The organism is Tritonibacter sp. SIMBA_163 (assembly GCF_046535935.1).
In the GTDB taxonomy this organism is placed as follows: Bacteria; Pseudomonadota; Alphaproteobacteria; order Rhodobacterales; family Rhodobacteraceae; genus Epibacterium; species Epibacterium scottomollicae.
In genome coordinates, this window is record NZ_JAWJBP010000002.1 from 151,163 (window position 1) to 169,926 (window position 18,764).

Annotated in this window: 18 protein-coding genes and 1 other RNA gene; 10 read left to right on the forward strand and 9 right to left on the reverse strand. The window is 61.1% G+C overall.

Features of this window, described 5'->3' with window-relative positions; genetic code table 11:
* Positions 1–16 precede the first annotated feature (16 nt).
* The 3 genes from R0J92_RS04645 to R0J92_RS04655 all read left to right on the forward strand — a co-directional run bounded on the left by R0J92_RS04645 (position 17) and on the right by R0J92_RS04655 (position 5,490).
* A complete protein-coding gene (locus R0J92_RS04645) occupies positions 17–1,354 on the forward strand; it encodes a sigma-54-dependent transcriptional regulator (RefSeq protein ID WP_106163964.1) in 1,338 nt (445 codons plus the stop codon).
* Between the two features lie 16 nt (positions 1,355–1,370).
* Positions 1,371–2,060, forward strand: a complete 690-nt coding sequence (locus R0J92_RS04650; RefSeq protein ID WP_411050882.1) for an HAD family hydrolase — start codon at positions 1,371–1,373, stop codon at positions 2,058–2,060.
* Between the two features lie 592 nt (positions 2,061–2,652).
* The gene (locus tag R0J92_RS04655; protein WP_411050883.1) at positions 2,653–5,490 is read left to right on the forward strand and encodes an Rne/Rng family ribonuclease; all 2,838 of its coding nucleotides are present in this window, start codon (positions 2,653–2,655) and stop codon (positions 5,488–5,490) included.
* A 75-nt stretch (positions 5,491–5,565) separates the two neighbouring features.
* Here R0J92_RS04655 and R0J92_RS04660 read toward each other — a convergent pair whose 3' ends face one another.
* Positions 5,566–5,802 carry a sulfurtransferase TusA family protein gene (locus tag R0J92_RS04660; protein ID WP_317386047.1) on the reverse strand — a complete coding sequence of 79 codons (237 nt, stop codon included), beginning with the start codon at positions 5,800–5,802 and terminating at the stop codon, positions 5,566–5,568.
* A gap of 94 nt (positions 5,803–5,896) precedes the next feature.
* Between R0J92_RS04660 and R0J92_RS04665 the strand changes: the two genes are divergently transcribed.
* From R0J92_RS04665 to R0J92_RS04675, 3 genes are all read left to right on the forward strand, one after another.
* Positions 5,897–6,649, forward strand: coding sequence for a cytochrome c biogenesis CcdA family protein (locus R0J92_RS04665; protein WP_106163968.1), 753 nt, complete (start codon positions 5,897–5,899; stop codon positions 6,647–6,649).
* 80 nt (positions 6,650–6,729) lie between these two features.
* On the forward strand, positions 6,730–7,977 hold the full coding sequence (locus R0J92_RS04670; protein ID WP_411050884.1) for a hypothetical protein: 1,248 nt from the start codon (positions 6,730–6,732) through the stop codon (positions 7,975–7,977).
* Positions 7,974–9,332, forward strand: coding sequence for a cytochrome P450 (locus tag R0J92_RS04675; RefSeq protein ID WP_411050885.1), 1,359 nt, complete (start codon positions 7,974–7,976; stop codon positions 9,330–9,332). The genes R0J92_RS04670 and R0J92_RS04675 overlap by 4 nt, the downstream gene beginning before the upstream one ends.
* A 6-nt stretch (positions 9,333–9,338) precedes the next feature.
* On the opposite strand, the gene R0J92_RS04680 is transcribed toward R0J92_RS04675, so the two are convergent.
* The 3 genes from R0J92_RS04680 to fumC are packed head-to-tail and all read right to left on the reverse strand — an operon-like array spanning position 9,339 to position 11,193.
* Entirely contained in the window at positions 9,339–9,569 is a 231-nt protein-coding gene (locus tag R0J92_RS04680) for a ribbon-helix-helix domain-containing protein (RefSeq protein WP_317386944.1), read from the reverse strand.
* A 41-nt stretch (positions 9,570–9,610) separates the two neighbouring features.
* Positions 9,611–9,796 (reverse strand): DUF4169 family protein, encoded by a 186-nt coding sequence (locus R0J92_RS04685; protein WP_411050886.1) that lies wholly within the window; start codon positions 9,794–9,796, stop codon positions 9,611–9,613.
* Positions 9,796–11,193: a class II fumarate hydratase gene (gene fumC / locus R0J92_RS04690; RefSeq protein WP_411050887.1), complete on the reverse strand. Its 1,398-nt coding sequence runs from the start codon at positions 11,191–11,193 to the stop codon at positions 9,796–9,798. Before fumC ends, R0J92_RS04685 begins: the two co-directional genes overlap by 1 nt.
* A gap of 278 nt (positions 11,194–11,471) precedes the next feature.
* Between fumC and R0J92_RS04695 the strand changes: the two genes are divergently transcribed.
* The gene (locus tag R0J92_RS04695; protein WP_411050888.1) at positions 11,472–12,023 is read left to right on the forward strand and encodes a hypothetical protein; all 552 of its coding nucleotides are present in this window, start codon (positions 11,472–11,474) and stop codon (positions 12,021–12,023) included.
* Positions 12,024–12,121: 98 nt separating this feature from the next.
* Here R0J92_RS04695 and R0J92_RS04700 read toward each other — a convergent pair whose 3' ends face one another.
* The 5 genes from R0J92_RS04700 to R0J92_RS04720 all read right to left on the reverse strand — a co-directional run bounded on the left by R0J92_RS04700 (position 12,122) and on the right by R0J92_RS04720 (position 15,976).
* Positions 12,122–12,607: an SspB family protein gene (locus R0J92_RS04700; RefSeq protein WP_106163975.1), complete on the reverse strand. Its 486-nt coding sequence runs from the start codon at positions 12,605–12,607 to the stop codon at positions 12,122–12,124.
* 116 nt (positions 12,608–12,723) lie between these two features.
* Complete coding sequence (gene chrA, locus R0J92_RS04705) at positions 12,724–14,010, reverse strand: chromate efflux transporter (RefSeq protein ID WP_411050889.1); 1,287 nt, start codon at positions 14,008–14,010, stop codon at positions 12,724–12,726.
* Between the two features lie 160 nt (positions 14,011–14,170).
* Entirely contained in the window at positions 14,171–14,605 is a 435-nt protein-coding gene (locus R0J92_RS04710; RefSeq protein WP_411050890.1) for an ester cyclase, read from the reverse strand.
* Positions 14,606–14,809: 204 nt separating this feature from the next.
* Positions 14,810–15,186: a transfer-messenger RNA gene (gene ssrA / locus R0J92_RS04715) on the reverse strand.
* Between the two features lie 58 nt (positions 15,187–15,244).
* Positions 15,245–15,976 (reverse strand): FadR/GntR family transcriptional regulator, encoded by a 732-nt coding sequence (locus R0J92_RS04720; RefSeq protein WP_106163978.1) that lies wholly within the window; start codon positions 15,974–15,976, stop codon positions 15,245–15,247.
* A gap of 124 nt (positions 15,977–16,100) precedes the next feature.
* Between R0J92_RS04720 and R0J92_RS04725 the strand changes: the two genes are divergently transcribed.
* The 3 genes from R0J92_RS04725 (at position 16,101) to R0J92_RS04735 (ending at position 18,753) form a co-directional block, all read left to right on the forward strand.
* Complete coding sequence (locus R0J92_RS04725; protein WP_317386054.1) at positions 16,101–16,874, forward strand: DUF2182 domain-containing protein; 774 nt, start codon at positions 16,101–16,103, stop codon at positions 16,872–16,874.
* A gap of 34 nt (positions 16,875–16,908) precedes the next feature.
* Positions 16,909–17,568, forward strand: coding sequence for a DUF1326 domain-containing protein (locus tag R0J92_RS04730; protein WP_106164120.1), 660 nt, complete (start codon positions 16,909–16,911; stop codon positions 17,566–17,568).
* 69 nt (positions 17,569–17,637) lie between these two features.
* Positions 17,638–18,753, forward strand: coding sequence for a dimethylsulfoniopropionate demethylase (locus tag R0J92_RS04735; protein ID WP_106163980.1), 1,116 nt, complete (start codon positions 17,638–17,640; stop codon positions 18,751–18,753).
* Positions 18,754–18,764 lie beyond the last annotated feature (11 nt).

The window sequence follows — 18,764 nt, forward strand, 5'->3', positions numbered from 1 at the left end:
ACGTGGAGGGCAACTTATGGCACAGGCCATGAAAATTGCGATTGTGGATGACGAGCAGGACATGCGTCAGTCGATCAGCCAATGGCTGGCATTGTCCGGTTATGACACCGAGACTTTTGCCAGCGCGGAGGATGCACTGAAGACCCTCGGGCCGGATTATCCGGGGATCGTGATTTCCGACATCAAGATGCCGGGCATGGACGGGATGCAATTCCTGAAAAAGCTGATGGGATCCGACAGCTCCTTGCCGGTGATCATGATTACTGGCCACGGGGATGTGCCGATGGCGGTTGAGGCGATGCGTGTCGGCGCTTTCGACTTTCTGGAAAAACCGTTCAACCCGGACCGCATGTCGGAACTGGCCAAGCGCGCTACAGGTGCGCGTCGCCTGACGCTGGACACCCGCGCGCTGCGCCGTGAGCTGTCCGATGGCGGCCAGATCATGAAAAAGCTGATCGGCACCAGCCCGGTGATGGACAGACTGCGCGAGGATATCCTCGATCTCGGGCAGGCGGACGGCCACGTTCTGATCGACGGCGAGACCGGCACAGGCAAGACGCTGGTCGCTCACGCGCTGCACGCTGTCGGCAGTCGGGCGGGCAAGAAATTTGTTCTCGTGTCCTGTGCGGCGCTTGAGGAAGAGGCGTTGGCCAAGCGGCTGTTCGGCCCGATGCAACCTGACGACAGCATGCTGCCCGCGGTGGAAGAAGCGCGTGGCGGTACGCTGGTACTTGAGGATGTGGAGGCGCTGAGCGAGCCGCTGCAGGCAAAGCTACTGAGCTTCATCAACGAACAGGGCATTCCAGGCGAGACTCGCATCATTGCGATTTCCAATCTGCAAGAAGCTGGCAAGACGTCAGAAGATGTGCTGCGCGCCGATCTGTTTTACCGGCTGGCCGCGCTGCGGATCACAGTGCCGCCGCTGCGCCAGCGTGGCGAGGATATCCTGACGCTTTTCACTCGTCTCAGTGAACAGTTCTCCGAAGAATATGGGTGTGACGCGCCACAGGTGACCGCTCAGGAAGCTGCACAGCTTCTGCAGGCGCCCTGGCCGGGCAACGTGCGTCAGCTGATCAATGTGGCGGAACGTGCGGTGCTGCAATCGCGTCGCGGCTCCGGCACCATCGCGTCGCTGTTGATGAGTGACCACGAGGATATGCAGCCGGTGATGACCACAGAGGGCAAGCCGCTCAAGGAATATGTCGAAGCGTTCGAACGCATGCTCATCGACAATACCATGCGCCGTCACAAGGGCTCCATCGCGTCGGTGATGGATGAGCTGTGCCTGCCCCGTCGGACACTGAACGAGAAAATGGCCAAATACGGCCTGCAGCGCTCCGACTATCTGGGCTGACAAGAGGACGGCTCGCATGCCTGCCGCATATCTTTTTGACATGGATGGTCTGCTTCTGGATACGGAGCGGCTGACCATGGAGGGGTTTCTTGACTGTGCACCGCTGGTGCAGCGGGACGCGGCAGAGATGCGGGCCTTTTTCACCACGCTCGTCGGGCTGACGGCCCGGCGTAGCCAGCATCTCATGGCGGAGTTCTGCGGGCCGGAAGCCGACCTCGACGCGATTTCCGCTCACTGGGAGCGCAGTTGCGAGCGGAGGCTGGCGGATGGTGTGCCGATCAAACCAACCGTTGCGGATACTCTGGCTGGGTTGAGCGGGCAGGGAGTGCAGATGGCAGTCGTGACCTCCACCGACGGCGCTCGGGCACGGCATCACTTGGAGCGCGCGGGGTTGCTGGCGCATTTCAGTTTTGTACTCGGCGGTGATGAGGTGAGTGCGACCAAGCCCGATCCCGCACCCTATCTGGAGGCTGCGGCCCGGTTCGGCTTCGACCCTAAGCTTTGCGCCGCCTTCGAAGACAGCGACCACGGGCTGACCGCCGCTGCCACTGCAGGGTGCTTTGCGGTGCAGATCCCTGATCTGCGACCACCCGGTCGTCCCTTTCCGCAATTGGGTCAGGCATTTGCCAGCACGTTGCAAGACGCGGTGACGCATGCGCAGGGGCATTTCCGGCAGCGGTGCCAGGCGTCTGCGCCATCAGTTTGACGTAAAATAATAGATGTCATGAGTGTTGCACGTCATTCAGCGACATCCGTTAACCTTGCCTTGGAAATTTGCAGCTAGATCGTAAAATCGTGTTTGCAGCGGTCCGGCGCAGAATGACCATTGTCATTACCTATCCACAGGCCTTATGCTAAATGAACGAACGCTGCATCTGTTGGCGTTCATACATGAAATTTTTTGTCCTCCTGTCCGACCGGCCAACGCCGGGGCAGAATGACAGACCAGTTCGTCTCGCACTTTGCGAGGCAGAAGAGTGCCTGCTTTGATGAGGCCGAAACCGGCCAGGTCGAAGAGGAAATAACGGGCAGGGATCGGGATAGCCCCACCTGTCGGAGAAGAACCGCGATGACGCGCGCGAGACTATTGAGTACAAAAGCAGGTTTTCCGCTCTTATGCCGGAAATCCCCTTTGTGCACCACATGGTCCGCGACGCAGTCGAAAATCGCCCTGACAAGACACCACCCACAACATGTGCGTCCACCCGGACCTGATGCAAGGGCAGGGGCAATCGTCTCTGGACCCGTGCATCCCGACCGGTGGCGGCCTGTGCTGGCATGGTGCAATCTAAGGACTAATGGCGAAGAAAATGCTGATCGACGCCACCCACGCGGAAGAAACCCGCGTCGTGGTGGTGGATGGAAACAAAGTTGAGGAGTTCGACTTTGAATCTGAAAACAAACGCCAGCTTGCTGGCAATATCTACCTCGCAAAAGTAACCCGCGTCGAACCATCGCTGCAGGCGGCTTTTGTGGACTATGGCGGCAATCGCCATGGTTTCCTTGCCTTTTCGGAAATCCACCCGGACTATTATCAGATCCCCGTTGCGGATCGTGAAGCTCTGATGGAAGAGGAACGCGCTTACGCCGAGGCTCTGCGCGCCCGCGACGAAGAGGACGACGAACCGAAGCCGAAGAAACGCTCCCGGTCGCGCAGCAAGACCCGCGCCGAACGGTCGAAGACGACAGATGTGGTGGAAACCCGCGAACCCGCGGCGTCCAACGGTGAAATCTCCGGAATGGAGACCATCGACCTCACTGATGAGCAGGTTGATCTGACGGATGTACCAGAGGCGACATCGCCGATGGAAACCGTGGCAGAGACCCCGGTCGAAGAGCCTCAGCAAGACACAGCCGCGACGGATGCCTCCGACGACGGTGATCTGGCGTCGGATGTTGCATCCGCTGAGGATGCAGATGATGTCGAAGGCGATGACGCTGCGGACGACAAATCCGAAGACACATCCAAGTCTGCGAATGCCGCTGACAAGGATGACAGCATCGAGTCGGTTGCCGATGATGATGATCACGAAGACATCCGCCCGCCGCGCAAGCCGCGTCCCAAGCGCTACAAGATCCAGGAAGTCATCAAGGTCCGTCAGGTTCTGCTGGTGCAGGTCGTCAAGGAAGAGCGCGGCAACAAAGGCGCGGCGCTCACCACATATTTGTCGCTGGCCGGTCGCTACTGCGTCCTGATGCCCAATACCGCGCGTGGCGGTGGCATCTCTCGCAAGATCACCAACGCCGTCGACCGCAAGAAGCTGAAAGAGATCGCTGCCGAGCTGGACGTGCCCAAGGGCGCGGGCCTGATCGTGCGCACCGCCGGTGCCAAGCGCACCAAGGCGGAGATCAAGCGGGACTATGAATACCTGCAGCGCATGTGGGAGCAGATCCGCGAGCTGACGTTGAAATCCATCGCGCCGGCCAAGATCTATGAAGAGGGCGACCTGATCAAACGCTCGATCCGCGATCTCTATAACCGCGAGATCGACGAGGTTCTGGTGGAAGGCGAACGCGGCTACCGTATCGCCAAGGACTTCATGAAAATGATCATGCCGTCCCATGCCAAGAATGTGAAAAACTACCAAGATCAGATGCCGCTGTTTGCGCGCTATCAGGTCGAAACCTACCTTGGCGGCATGTTCAACCCGACCGTGCAGCTGAAATCCGGCGGCTACATCGTGATCGGTGTGACCGAGGCGCTGGTGGCGATCGACGTGAACTCCGGCCGGGCCACAAAAGAGGCTTCGATCGAGGATACCGCGCTCAAGACCAACCTTGAGGCCGCCGAAGAGGTCGCACGTCAGCTGCGTCTGCGCGACCTTGCCGGTCTGATCGTCATCGACTTCATCGACATGGACGAGCGCAAGAACAACGCCGCCGTCGAAAAGCGTATGAAAGACAAGCTGAAGACCGACCGCGCCCGCATTCAAGTGGGTCGCATCTCGGGCTTTGGTCTGATGGAAATGTCGCGCCAGCGTCTGCGTCCCGGCATGATCGAGGCAACGACGGCGCCTTGCCCGCATTGCCATGGCACCGGTCTTATCCGCTCCGACGACTCCATGGCGCTGTCGATCCTGCGTCAGATCGAGGAAGAAGGCACCCGCCGTCGGTCCCGTGAAGTGCTGGTGAAATGCCCTGTGGACATCGCCAACTACTTGATGAACCAGAAGCGCGAGCATATCGCCCAGATCGAGGCCCGCTACGGTCTGTCGGTTCGGATCGAAGGGGACGTGACGCTGGTCAGCCCTGATTTCACGCTTGAGAAGTTCAAGACCGCCTCGCGCGCCATTCCGGTGGTGTCCAGCCCCGTCGTGTCAGTCGATGCGTCCATCATGGATCAGATCGACGCGATTGAAGAGCCGGAGGAAGAGGTCGAGGTTGCGCCTGCGCCGGTAGAGGCTGAGGTCGAATCCGAGGCTCGGTCCGAAGAGAGCGAAGGTGAAGCCAAACCCAAGCGGAAGCGTCGGCGTCGTCGTCGGAAAAAATCCGGCAATGGTGAGAACGGTCATGAGAGCGGTGAGAACGGCTCTGCGAACGGTGACACGTCTGAGCCGGCCAAAGAGGCCAACACGCAGGACGAGGCCAACACGACTGCTGATCCTGCTGTCGATGGTGAGCCCGAGGCCGATGCGGAACCGAAGAAAAAGCGGACCCGCACCCGGACACGCAGCCGCACGCGCAAGAAAGTGGAGGCCGAGGCGGATCAACCCGTAGCTGCTGATGCCCCTGCGACCGCTGAAGCTGATCGCGCAGAGGCACCCGCCGTCGCAACCGAGGTGACGCCGAGCGTTGCTGCCGCGCCTGAAGTTGCAGCCGAGGTCGAAGCACAGGATGCACCCGTTGCGGCAGCGCCCGCGACAGCACCTGAGCCAACACCCGCGCCTGAGCCGCAAAAAGCGCCTGAGCCAACCGCTTCGGAAGTACCGACGCAAGAGGCACCTGCGGAGCAGGCAACGGCACCCGAGGTCACGTCAGAGGCGCAGCCCGCCCCGGCGGCACCGCAAGCCGAGGACGCACCGGTTGCTGCTGCACCGACCGTAGCTGAGACAAAGCCGGAGCCGGTCGCGGCGCAGCCAGAACCGGCACAGTCGCAAAAGCCCAAGCGTCGTGGCTGGTGGTCTGTCGGCAGCTGAGGCTGACACAACGAAATTGAAAAAGGCGGCTCCAAGCAGGGCCGCCTTTTTTGCTTTCAGTTCACATTTCTGAGATTAGCGCGCGCCCTTGCGGATCAGATAGACCTGATGCGCGCCATCTTCTTCCATCCCGATAAAGCCGTGTCCGGCCTCGGCACAGAAATGCGGCACATCGATAATGGCTGCCGGATCATCGGCTAGAATGCGCAGCACACCGCCGTCGGGCAGAGGTTCCAGCCGCTTGCGGGCCTTGAGGACGGGGAGGGGGCAGAGGAGGCCGATGGCGTCCAGCGTGGCGTCAAAATCTGTCATGTGGTCCGAAATAAGCCGCGTGTTACAGCCTGTCCACAAGGATGTGACATCCCGTGCAGGTGACGGCGTCAGAGGCTTCGACTAAGTAGGCGATATGTTTGGAATCGAGATCATCGACGCGAGCCTTCTGCCCGCCATGTTCGTTGCCCTTGTCGGGGGCATCATCAGCTTTCTGAGCCCGTGTGTGCTGCCGATCGTGCCGCCCTATCTGGCCTATATGAGCGGAGTGACCATTGGCGAGATCCAGGGCACTGCCGCCGCCCGGCGCAAGGCGATCCTGGCGGCGATGTTCTTTGTGATGGGGCTGTCGACGGTGTTCCTGCTGCTGGGCTTCACCGCCTCGGCCTTTGGCGCCTTTGTGCTGCAGAATCAGGAGCTGTTCGCCAAGGCTTCCGGCCTCGTGGTGATTGTCTTTGGTCTGCATTTCCTGTCGGTGTTCCGCATTCCGCTGCTGGACCGCGAGGCGCGGATGGAGACCGGCGATGCGGGTGGTTCCGTCCTTGGTGCCTATGTGCTTGGGCTTGCCTTTGCCTTCGGCTGGACGCCTTGCATTGGCCCGCAGTTGGGGGCGATCCTGTCGCTGGCCGCCTCTGAGGCCTCTGTCAGCCGGGGCACCATCCTGCTCGGCGTCTATGCGCTGGGGCTTGGTGTGCCTTTCCTGCTGGCGGCGATCTTCCTGACCCGCTCCATGGCGTTGATGAACCGGATCAAGCGGCACATGGGGCTGATCGAGAAGGTCATGGGGGGACTGTTGCTGATCGTCGGCATCATGCTGGTCACTGGCCTGTTCACCAGCTTCTCCTTCTGGCTGCTGGAAACCTTCCCGGCGCTGGCGACCCTCGGCTAATCGCCGGAAATCACACTCTTACGCTTGCCGCAAAGCTGCGCTAGGCTCTGATCAACATTGATCGGGGCCACATATCGGGCATGAGCAGCAACGCCACGACATCAACGGTGCGCAGCCGCCGGGTGTTCTATATTCCGGGCTACGACCCGTTCCACCCTCGCCGCTACCGCGAACTCTATCGCAGTGAGGGGGCGGAGCAGGCGCAGCTGTCGGGCTACGCGCTGACCCTCACTCCGAAGACCACCAAGGGCGCTTACGGCTGGCATGTCTCGGCCGAGATCGAAGGCGCGCAGGTGGAGACCGATGTGGAGGTGCTGGTCTGGTCCGATATTGTCAAGCACAGCATGAACAGCTCCATTGCCGCGACCTATCTGCAGCTTATGCGCACCGTTTGGACCTACATCGCCTCCGGCGCGCTGTGGCGGCTGATGCGGCTGCGTAAGGGCCCGGTGATCGCGGCGCTCTATCCGGTGGTGATCCTCTTGGTGCAGGCTTTGCTGGCAGCGCTTTTGGGATGGATTGTGGCCTGGGCTGTCGGCGCGTTGTCGGGGCATCTGCCGCTGCCTGCGCCGCTGATCTGGATCGCGCAGATGCTGGCCGGGGCGGGGGCTGCGGTGGCGCTTCTGCGCGGGTTCAAAGCCCGCGACAACAAGCTGTTCGTCTACTACCTGATGCATGACTACGCCTATTCGGCCGCCCTGCGCGGGCAGAACCCACCGGAGTTGGAGGCGCGTATGCAGGTGTTCCGGGCCGCCATTCGCGCCACTCTGGAGGACAACAATGTCGATGAGGTTCTGGTGGTCGGTCATTCCTCCGGCGCCCATATCGGGGTGTCGGTGCTGGCGGATCTGCTGCACGAGGGGCTGCCCGCAGAGCGCCCCCACCTCAGCTTTCTCAGCCTCGGGCAGGTGGTGCCGATGGTGTCCTTCCTGCCGCGCGCCACCCGCCTGCGTCGCGACCTGAGAGAGATGTCGGTGCAGGGGCAGATCCCGTGGTATGACGTCACCGCGCCGGGTGACGGCTGTGCCTTTGCGCTCTGTGATCCCGTTGGAGTCACCGGCGTTGCGCCAGAGGATCAGCGCTGGCCCATCGTGTTTTCCGCTGCCTTCACCCAGACCCTCAGCGCCGCGCGCTGGCAGGCGTTGAAGCGGCGTTATTTCCGGCTGCATTTCCAGTATCTCTGCGCCTTTGACCACCCGAAGGACTATGACTATTTCCGCATCACCGCCGGGCCGCAGACCCTCGGCGACAGGCTGCAGAACAGGGCGCATTCCCGCTCCCGGCTGGCGCGTCCGGTGAACCGCTTCCGCTCGATGGATCCGCGATGAATCTGCGCCCGCCCAAACCCCCGGCCCGGTCTGACAAGGTCTCGCTTTGGCGCTATCTGAAGCTGTTTCGCGCCGATATCCTCTCGGCTCAGCCGCAGCGGCTCTATCGGGCCTGGATGGCAGAGTTCCGCACGCCGTTTTTCCGCTCCTATCTGGTGAACCAGCCGGATCTTCTGGATGTCATCCTCAAAGAGCGCCCGGATGATTTTCCCAAATCAAACCGGGTGGGCGAGGGGCTGCGGCCGCTTCTGGGCAATTCCGTCTTTCTGACCAATGGCGAGACCTGGAAACGCCAGCGCCGCATCATTGACCCGGCCTTTGAAGGGGGGCGGCTGAAGGAGACATTTCCCGCCATGCTGGCCGCAGCCGAAGCCGGGGTGGCGCGGCTGGCGCCTAAAGCAGATGGCACCCCGCTGGAGATCGAGGCCGAGACCTCTCATATCGCGGCGGATGTGATTTTCCGCACCCTGTTCTCGATACCCATCGAACATCAGGTCGCGACGGAGGTCTTTGCCCGCTTTCGCGCCTATCAGCAGGCGCAGCCGATCCTGAACCTTGCGGCCTTTGTGCCGCTGCCGCGCTGGATGCCGCGCCCCTATCCCAAGGGCACCCGCGCCAATGCGGCCCATATCCGCCGCCTTATCGCCAACCTGACCGAGGCCCGCATGGCGGAGATCGCCGCCGGTATCGCACCGCAGGATCTGGCCACCAAGATCATGACCACAGTTGATCCGAAGACAGGCGCAGGGTTCGATACCGAGGAGATGGTCGATCAGGTGGCGATCTTCTTTCTTGCGGGGCATGAGACCAGCGCCTCGGCGCTTGGCTGGGCGCTCTATCTGATGGCGCTTTATCCCGACTGGCAGGAGAAGGTCGCGGCGGAGGCCCTAGAACATGGCACCGAGGAGTTCGCCGCCATCGCTCGCCTGCGGATCACCCGCGACGTGTTCCGCGAAACACTACGGCTTTATCCGCCGGTTCCGATGATGGTGCGCGAAGCCACATGCCCCGAGCGCTTTCGTGATCGTGACATCCCCAGCGGCGCACAGATGGTGCTCAGCCCCTGGCATCTGCATCGCCATGAGCGGTTGTGGGAACGTCCGGACGACTTTGACCCCGCGCGCTGGCAGACAGAGACTGGCAAGACCTGTGCCCGCAGCGCCTATATGCCGTTCTCTGCCGGTTCGCGGGTTTGTACCGGGGCCGGGTTTGCCATGGTTGAGGGCGTGTTGATCCTCGCCCACCTGCTGCGTCGCTATCGGGTCGAGCGGCTCGAAGGCCACGATCCGCAGCCGGTGGCGCATCTGACAGTAAGGTCGAAAAACGGGATCTGGCTGCGATTGACGGAGCGCTGATGTGGCTCAGCGCGCGGCTTCAGCCTTCAGCGCCTGCAGCACATAAAGCCGGATCGCCGAGGCCAGTCCGCAATCGGTGCCACGCTCTTCGTCGATCTCGGCTGCCAGCTCATTGATCGCACGGTCCTGATCTGCGGCGAGACGTCTAAACTCCGCCCAGAACGCATCTTCCAGCGACACCGAGGTCCGATGCCCGCGCAGGGTCAGAGAGCGTTTTTGCGGGCGCTCGCCAATCATCGGGGCGGGTTTTCTCTGCGTTGGCAACGCTTCATGGCGTGTCACTCGTCTCCATGGTCCAGTTTGTGCTGGTCAATGAGCGTTTTGTCGCGCGCCTCATCGGCCTTGTCGCGGGCCTTTTCGGTCTTGGTCCGACCATGTTTGACAACGTTCTGATCCGCGCGGGCCTTTTTCTCGGCCCGCGCTTTTTGTTTCCGAAACCGGTTCAGATTGACCGGTTTTCCCATCACTTCGCCTTCGGGCCGATCATCTGCTCGGGGCGAACGACCTTCTCAAAGGTCTCTTCGTCCACAAAGCCAAGCGCGATTGCCTCTTCCTTCAGCGTGGTGCCGTTCTTATGCGCGGTCTTCGCCACCTTGGTGGCGTTGTCGTAACCGATGGTCGGCGCCAGTGCGGTGACCAGCATCAGGCTCTCCGTCATCAGTTTTTCGATGCGCGGCTCGTTGGCCTTGATGCCGTTCAGCATCCGCTCGGTGAAGCTGTCCGCGGCGTCACCCAAAAGCTGGATGGATTGCAGCAGGTTATAAGACATCATCGGGTTGTAGACGTTGAGTTCAAAGTGACCCTGAGAGCCTGCAAATTTGATCGCGGCGTCATTGCCCATGACGTGTGCGGCCACCTGCGTCAGCGCCTCGGCTTGGGTCGGATTCACCTTGCCCGGCATGATCGAGGAGCCGGGCTCGTTTTCGGGCAGCACCAACTCGCCCAGACCAGAGCGCGGGCCGGAGCCCAGGAACCGGATGTCGTTGGCGATCTTGTAGCAGCTGCCAGCGATGGTCGCGAGCGCGCCGGAGAGGAACACCATGGCGTCATGGGCGGCCAGTGCCTCGAACTTGTTCGGCGCGGTCACGAAGGGCAGGCCGGTTATTTCGGCCATGTTTGCAGCGACTTCCTCGCCCCAGCCCTCAACGGTGTTGAGGCCGGTGCCGACGGCGGTGCCGCCCTGCGCCAGCTCATAGATGCCGGGCATTGCCGCCTCGACTCGCGCCAGACCCTGACGGATCTGATGCGCGTAGCCGCCAAATTCCTGACCCAGTGTCAGCGGCGTGGCGTCCTGCGTATGGGTGCGGCCGATCTTGATGATGTCCTTGAACTCTTCCGCCTTGGCCTCCAGCCCTTCGGCCAGTTTGGTCAGGCCGGGTACCAGCACGTCACGCAGAGACATTGCGGTGGCGATATGCATCGCGGTGGGGAAGGTGTCGTTGGAGGACTGCCCCATGTTGCAGTGGTCGTTCGGGTGTACCGGATCCTTGGAGCCGATCACGCCGCCGAGGATCTCGATCGCGCGGTTGGCGATCACCTCGTTGGAGTTCATGTTGGACTGGGTGCCGGAACCGGTCTGCCAGACCACCAGCGGGAAGTTGTCGTCGAACTTGCCCTCGATCACCTCACCTGCAGCCTGAATAACGGCATCGCCGATCTTGGCGTCGAGCTTGCCGGAGGCCTTGTTGGCCATGGCGCAGGCCTGCTTGATCACGCCGAGTGCGCGCACGATGGCGACGGGCTGTTTTTCCCACCCGATCGGGAAATTCATGATCGAACGCTGAGTTTGTGCCCCCCAGTATTTATCGGAAGGGACCTCAAGCGGGCCAAAGCTGTCGGTTTCGGTGCGGGTGTTCGACATTGTGTCTGTCTCCGTCGCTGGTTCGGCCACCTGGATCAATAGGTGGTATACTGATGTATGCCGTTTACCCGTGCTTGCCGTCGGACGCAAATGTCTTGCGCGATCAGCGTGGATCGCTACGGGCCTCGGGCGATGGTATACTGCCCCAAATCCGCAAGTGCCATTGCCAGTTTGGGTTAGATGCATAGATTACACTGAAAGAGAGTCGCCAGACCGCCCCCTCAACAGGAGCTCGAACCCCAGATATGCGCAGGACTGTGATCAGCCAAACCCGGACCATGCCTGACATCAGACGTGTGACCCTATGGTGCCTCGTCGGGCTGAGCGCCCTTCTGCTTGCGATTCAGCCCGCGTTTGCCAGCGATACCTTGCGCCGCTTCGTCGGAGAATACTCCGGCAACGCACAGGTCGAGCAGCTCGATGGCTCGGTTGAACAACGGGACATGAGTGTGGCCATTCGTGAAACCAGAAAGGGCTTCGAAGTGCAGTGGAGCACCGCGATCCAGCGGGCGAGTGGCGAAGAGAAGACCAAGACCTACAAGATCGAATTCCAGCCCACCGAGCGGAATGGAGTCTTTGCCGCAGCCATGAAGACCAACGTCTTTGGTCATACCGTCCAGATGAATGCGATGAAGGGGGAGCCCTTCGTCTGGGCGCGAGTGATCGACAAGACCCTGACGGTGTTCTCGCTCTATGTTGCTGAAAACGGGGATTATCTCATGCAGCAGTATGACCGGACCCTGGCCGACGGCGGATTGGAGCTGGACTTCTCACTCCACCGGAACGGGATGCCGTCGCGCAAAGTGTCGAGCTTTCTCACCCGCGACTGAGCGAACGCCGCGCGGGTGAAACGCGCAGTGCTGCACATATAAAAAAACGGCGCCGTAGAAAGATCCGCAGCGCCGCTTTTTTTAACTGTTTATCGTGCTTACTTGCGAAAGCTGTCGAGGGACACCACATCCGCATCCTTCTTGGCGTCGGATGTGTCGTCACTTTCCTCCTGCTCATCAGGCAGTTCGCCTGCGATCTCCAACGGGGGCAAATCCTCGTCGTCGTCCTCGCTGGTGCTTTCGAACCGCAAACCAAATTCGACAGACGGATCGACAAATGTCTTGATCGCGTCATAGGGAATATACAGTGGCTCCGGCGCGTCACCAAAGTTCAGCGTGATCGCAAACCCTTCGTCGGTCACGTCGAGATTGTCGAACCAGTGTTGCACAACCACGGTCATTTCACCCGGGTAGCGGTCAGACAGCCAGTCGGCCAGTTCCGCGTCCGGATGTGATGTGTCGAACGTGATGAAGAAGTGATGAGCCCCCGGCAAGCCATTCGCAGCAACATCGTCCAGGACATTGCGGATCAGGCCACGCATGGCACGATGCATCAGGTTTCCATAGTCGATCTGACGGGACATCGTCTCACCTTTTGTTATTGGCAGGTATGGCCACGGCAGCGCCGCCCCGGCATCACACCCGTTCCTCTCCAGTTTTGGACCTATTTTGAGGGCATTGCAAGCCAAGCTGGCAGTCTTTAGCCAAGCGTGAAGCCATCGGCAATCAGCCCGAGACATGCCATTACCGCGAGCAACCACAAGATGCGTCCCCGCAGGGCGAAGGCAACCAAGGGCGCCAATACCGTCAGGGCCAGGGCCCGCACCTCTATGCTGTCGACAGCTGGAACGGCCAGCGAAAGCGGACCAAACTGGAGCTCTGTCTGACGACTGAACAGCAGATGCAGCAGGAACCAGACCGAGAGGTTGAGCATCATCCCCGCAACAGCTGCGGTGATCGCCTGCAACGCTCCGCGCAGGCGCGGCTGGTGGGTCAAACGCTCCACGTAAGGAGCAGTGGCAAAAATCCACAGGAAACACGGCGCAAATGTCGCCCAGAGCGCCACAATACCGGCGGCCAGGCCCAGAAGCGCGCCGCCTGTCTGGACGCCCGCGAGCATGGCGACAAATTGTGTCACCAGCACCAGCGGTCCGGGTGTGGTCTCTGCCAGCCCCAGCGCGTCGATCATCTGGCCGGTGCTGATCCAGCCATGGGTGCTGACCACGGTCTGTGTCATATAGGCCAGAACCGCATAGGCCCCGCCAAAGGTCACCACGGCCAGTTTCGCAAAGAACCAGCCGATCGTGGCCAGGAACTCGGCGCCGATCAGGCTCAGCCCCAGTAGCGGCAGCAGCCACAGCGCGGTCCAAATGACGATGGTGCGCCAGTGATGTGCCGGAACGGCGCGTGCGGGCGGCACGCTGTCCTCGGCTTCTGGAACCCGCGTCAAGCCGATCAGCGCGGCACCAAGCACAACCAGTGGAAACGGCAAGTTGAATGCAAAGATTGCAAGGAACCCGCCCAGCGCCAGCAGCCATGCGCCTGTGGAGTGGAGCGCCTTGCGGGAAATCCGCCAGAGCGCCTGCATTACGATGACGACCACCGCCGCCTTGATCCCGAGAAACGCCGCCTGAACCGTCGGCAGCGTGCCGAAGGTTACGTAGAGCCAGGCCAGTGCTGCAATGACGAACGCCCCGGGCAGCACAAACAGGCTGCCCGCCAGCAGGCCGCCGCGGATACCGCGCAATCGCCAGCCCGCATATGTGGCAAGCTGCATGGCTTCGGGGCCTGGTAGCAACATGCAAAAGGACAGGCCGCGGAGGAATTGCTCTTCACTCAGCCAACGGTGTCTGTCGACCAGTTCCCGGTGCATCAGCGCGATCTGCGCCGCTGGTCCCCCGAAGCTCAGGAGGCCGATCAGACCAAAACACTGAAACAGAACGCCCCATGAAGGCGCGAGATGCGAGGGGGGAGAAGTTTGCGTCATGACACCGCTCAGGTCATTTCGAGTCTCGCCCTTGTAGCAGAGCGGAGCACGCTCACCAGCGATATGGCAGCGGACGCACAACAAAAAGTATCAATGCGACAAGGATGTTCTCGCACACAGGTATCAAAACGGGGGCGAGGTCCGGATTACCGGAGCGGCCTCATTCGACCCAGGTCAGGCGCTCGCCGGTCATGCAGACGGGCAGGGAGTCCGTGGGCAGCTGGCCCAGCTGTTCGAACATCCGCAAGTAGTCGAAATCAGTGTAGAATTCGACAAAACGGCCGTCGCGCACCCGGACGGTCACATGCCCCGTAAAGTCAAGTTTCTGAGCATGACTGTGGCCTACGCCATTGACCCTGACCCGCACCATCGCGAGATCACCTTCGTCCATACTGTGGGTGATGGTGACATGTGCCTGATCCAGCAGCGCCTTCATCGCCGTCACCACTTCCTTGTAGTCCACGCCAGGCGAAACAACGGAATCCAAAGATCCGTTGAACACGACATCTGGGTCAAGAAGCTCGTCGATGACGGCGAGGTTATCCTTGTTCCAGACCTCTTCGAACCAGTGGTGCAGCAGTGCGCTGTTTTTCATTTTCGGAGCATTTCATAAACTGACAATTGCGGAAGGCGCCTCCTACAGGTCTGCGCCCGGAAAAGTCGAGAGCGAACTGTCGATATTACGTAAGTATAGCGTGAAATCTCGACCATAGGACATAAAATTCCCGACCAAATTGTCGGGATTTGAACATATCAGCCCTAAAGTCAGATTTTGTATTTTCAATGTCAGAGGGTATGAAGTGCAGGTTTCTGTTGCCAGGTACCTGCGAACCCCGCCTTACGCTGCTAGGCACAAGGACTTAAGTTCGGTTCGACTCGAACTGCTTACGCAGCCAGAGCAACCGGAGCACGATTGTCGTTTGCAATTGTACTGTTTTCGCCGGTAACGGTGGCAGACAGCCGAGACAAAGCTAACCCCTTTAGACGTCCGTCGATCCTATTTCGGCCCCACAGTCCTGATCGCTATCCCCAAACGAAGGATGCAGCCAGTGGTAGGTTGGTGGAGCCGCCGGGTACCGCCCCCGGGTCCGATCCGTTTATTACGAGCGCGTTTATGTCCATAGTTCCCGAAGGAACAGAATGAATATAGGCGAGGTGGGGACGGAGTTAAAGGGGGAAATGACGCGCTATTGTGCGGTCTTTGTCGGGCGTGTTGTGCGAAAGATAAAGAGGTTCAGCGCTTTGTGGCGCGTCGTGCAAACACATCGGCGGCCAGTTTTCGGGTTTCTTCCTCAAGTGCTGTAAGCCCTGTGACGGCGTCTTCGCCCGCACCAGCCTCGATGGCATCGGCGATGCGCGCGTGCAGTGCCAGAATGGTGGCGCGGTCACGTGCGGTGAAGGTGATCATGTTCATCAAGGGCTGCATTGCCTCCACCGACCCGGCCAGCTGATAGGACAGCACCGGATTATGGGCGCCGTCCACCAGGGCCCGGTGAAAGGCAACGTCGGAGGCGCAGAAGGCCTCATCGGTCAGGCCCGGCTGGCCTTGGCGAAAAATCTCGGCGCGCATGGTGGCCAGCTGGTCGGCACTGCGGCGCGCAGCGGACAGGGGCGCGCAGGCGCGTTCCAGCGCGTAACGGGCCTCGCAGGCGGTATCAAAACTGACCGCGTTCATACTCAGCAGCAGCGTCGAGGTGGTGATCTGCTGGCTGTAGGCGTCCTCGAAACTGAGGCGATTGACAAAGGCCCCACCGGTGGCGCCGCGCTGGGTGCGGATCAGGGACTGCGCCGCCAGCCGTTTCAACCCTTCGCGCACCGTGGCGCGGGAGACCTGGAACTGTTCGGCCAGCTCCGCCTCCGAAGGTAGCCGTTCATCCACGATTAGATCGCCGGAGATGATCGCATCCCGGATGGCGCCGGCGATCTGCGCAGAAAGATCCGCGGTGCTGTTGGGGTCGATCTTCATCGCGTTGTGCCCTCACGTCAGATGGGGTCGGTGGAAAAATCATTTGTCAGACATTTAAAAGTCTGACATTTGATTCACAAGGTAATTCGACTCGAATCGATAGGGGGAGGCCCGTGAAAACGCCATGCTGAAAGCGCGCCTGACACAAAGCATTCGCCAGATGACCGGCCTGCATTGGCTGATGTTGTTCGGCGGCATACTGCTGGCTTGGGCTGCGCTTTTCGCCATGTCGGTGCCCAGCGATCTGCGTGCGGCGGGCGCGATCTACGGCGCGGAGTTCTGGCTGCAGCTCTGCACCATGACGCCGGATGCGGCAGGCGCGGCAAAGATGGTGCTGATGTGGGTGCTGATGTCGGCCGCGATGATGGCCCCCACGGCGCTGCCGGCCTTTGCCACCTATGACGACCTCGGCCAGACGGCGGAGGGCACGCGTTTTGGCGATCTGGTCTTTGGCTATCTTGCTGTGTGGGTCGGCTTTTCGCTGCTGGCGGCGGGAATGCAAATGCTGCTGCTGCGGGCGGATCTGGTCAGTGTGTTTGGCGACAGCCGCTCTGGGATCCTGTCCGGTGGCCTGTTGCTGGTCGCAGGCGCCTATCAGTTCACGCAGCTGAAGGAGGCCTGCCTGTCCAAATGCCGCCGCCCGCTGGTGTTTTTCATGCAGCATTGGGAAGAGGGCCCCCTGCGCAACGGGCTGCGGCTTGGCGCGGTGTGTCTGGGCTGCTGCTGGGCGCTGATGCTGCTGGCGTTTGTCGGCGGGGTGATGAACCTCGCCTTCATGGGGCTGGCAACCCTGTTCATGGTTCTGGAAAAACTGCCCGAGATCGGACGCTGGCTGACCCGCCCAATGGGGGCGTTGCTGCTGCTGTCCGGCACTTGGGTCATCGTGACAACATTTTAGAGGGAGGAGACACATCATGGCGAGCGATCAGGTGATGACCGCAGAACAGGGCGCAGCCGCGCCGAAGAAGACAGGGCAGGAGATCCCACCCTGGGCGATCAAGGGCGAGTTGATTCTGAACTGCAATTGCACCGTCTTTTGCCCCTGCGTGGTGTCGCTGGGCAAACATGCCCCCACCGAGGGCTATTGCCAGGCCTGGGCCGGGGTGCGCATCGACGAGGGGCATTTTGGTGACACGGATCTGTCGGGTCTCAACGTCGGGCTGATCCTGGAGATCCCCGGCCTGATGGCGCGCGGCAACTGGAAGGCGGCGGCCTATATCGACGACCGCGCCAGCGAGGACGCCTATGACGGGTTGATCGATATTTTCTCCGGCAAGGCGCGGGGCACCACCGGCTTGTTCAAGGTGCTGGTGAGCGAATTCCTGGGCGCCGAACGCGCCCCCGTGACGTTTGAGACCGAGGGCAAGACCCGCCGGTTGATCGTCGGCAAGCAGATCCACGGCGAAGTGGTGCCGGTGGGCGGCGCCGACAGTGAGCAGGACATCGTGGTCACCAATACCGAATACTGGATGGGTCCCGACATCACCGTCGCCACCGCCACCAAAGGCAGGGTGCGTGCCTTTGGCCGGGTCTGGGACTTTGACGGCCGCTCTGCCGAGATCTGCCAGATCGACTGGAAAGGTCCACGCTGAGGTGACACCGGGCGGCGGCCAGACTGGCGCGCCGCTCATCCCAACACTCGTGCCATGAAAGGGATCGCCATGGCCGTTATTCAACCCAATATCTCCCTGTCCCGCCGCCTGCGCCGCACCCCGTTTTCCGACGGGGTCGAGGCGGCAGGTGTGAAAGGCTACACGGTCTATAATCACATGCTGCTGCCGACGGTGTTCGACAGTGTCGAGGCGGATTATCACCACCTCAAACGGCATGTGCAGGTCTGGGACGTATCCTGCGAACGTCAGGTGGAGCTGCGTGGCCCCGATGCAGGGCGTCTGATGCAGATGCTCACCCCGCGAGATCTGCGCGGCATGATGCCCGGTCAGTGTTACTATGTACCCATCGTGGATGAGACCGGCGGCATGTTGAATGACCCTGTTGCGGTCAAGCTGGCCGAGGACCGCTGGTGGATTTCCATTGCCGACAGTGATCTTCTCTATTGGGTCAAGGGCATCGCCAATGGCTGGCGGCTGGATGTGCTGGTGGATGAACCGGATGTTTCGCCACTCGCCATTCAGGGACCAAAGGCCGAGGATCTGATGGCCCGGGTCTTTGGCGAGACCGTGCGCGCAATCCGTTTCTTTCGCTTTGGTGTCTACCAGTTCGAGGGTCGCGACATGGTGGTGGCGCGCTCGGGATATTCCAAACAGGGTGGGTTCGAGATCTACGTGGAGGGCGGCGATATCGGGATGCCGCTCTGGTCCCGCCTGTTCGAGGCGGGCGCCGATCTGGAAGTGCGGGCGGGCTGCCCCAACCTGATCGAGCGGATCGAGAGTGGTCTGTTGAGCTATGGCAACGACATGACCGATGACAACACGCCGCATGAATGCGGGCTGGGCCGCTTCTGCAACACCCATACGGCGATCGGCTGTATCGGCCGCGACGCCCTTCTGCGGGTCGCCAAGGAAGGCCCGGTGCAGCAGATCCGTCCCATCGCCATCAGCGGCGAGGCGGTGCCGCCCTGTGACCGGTTCTGGCCGCTCTATGCCAATGGCCGCCGGGTGGGGCGAGTGTCCTCGGCCACTTGGTCGCCGGATCACGCCACCAATGTCGCCATCGGCATGGTGAAGATGACCCATTGGGACGCGGGCTCTCGCGTCGAGGTCGAGACACCGGACGGCATGCGCGATGCGACCGTCCACGAGACATTCTGGAATTAACGGGAGAGATC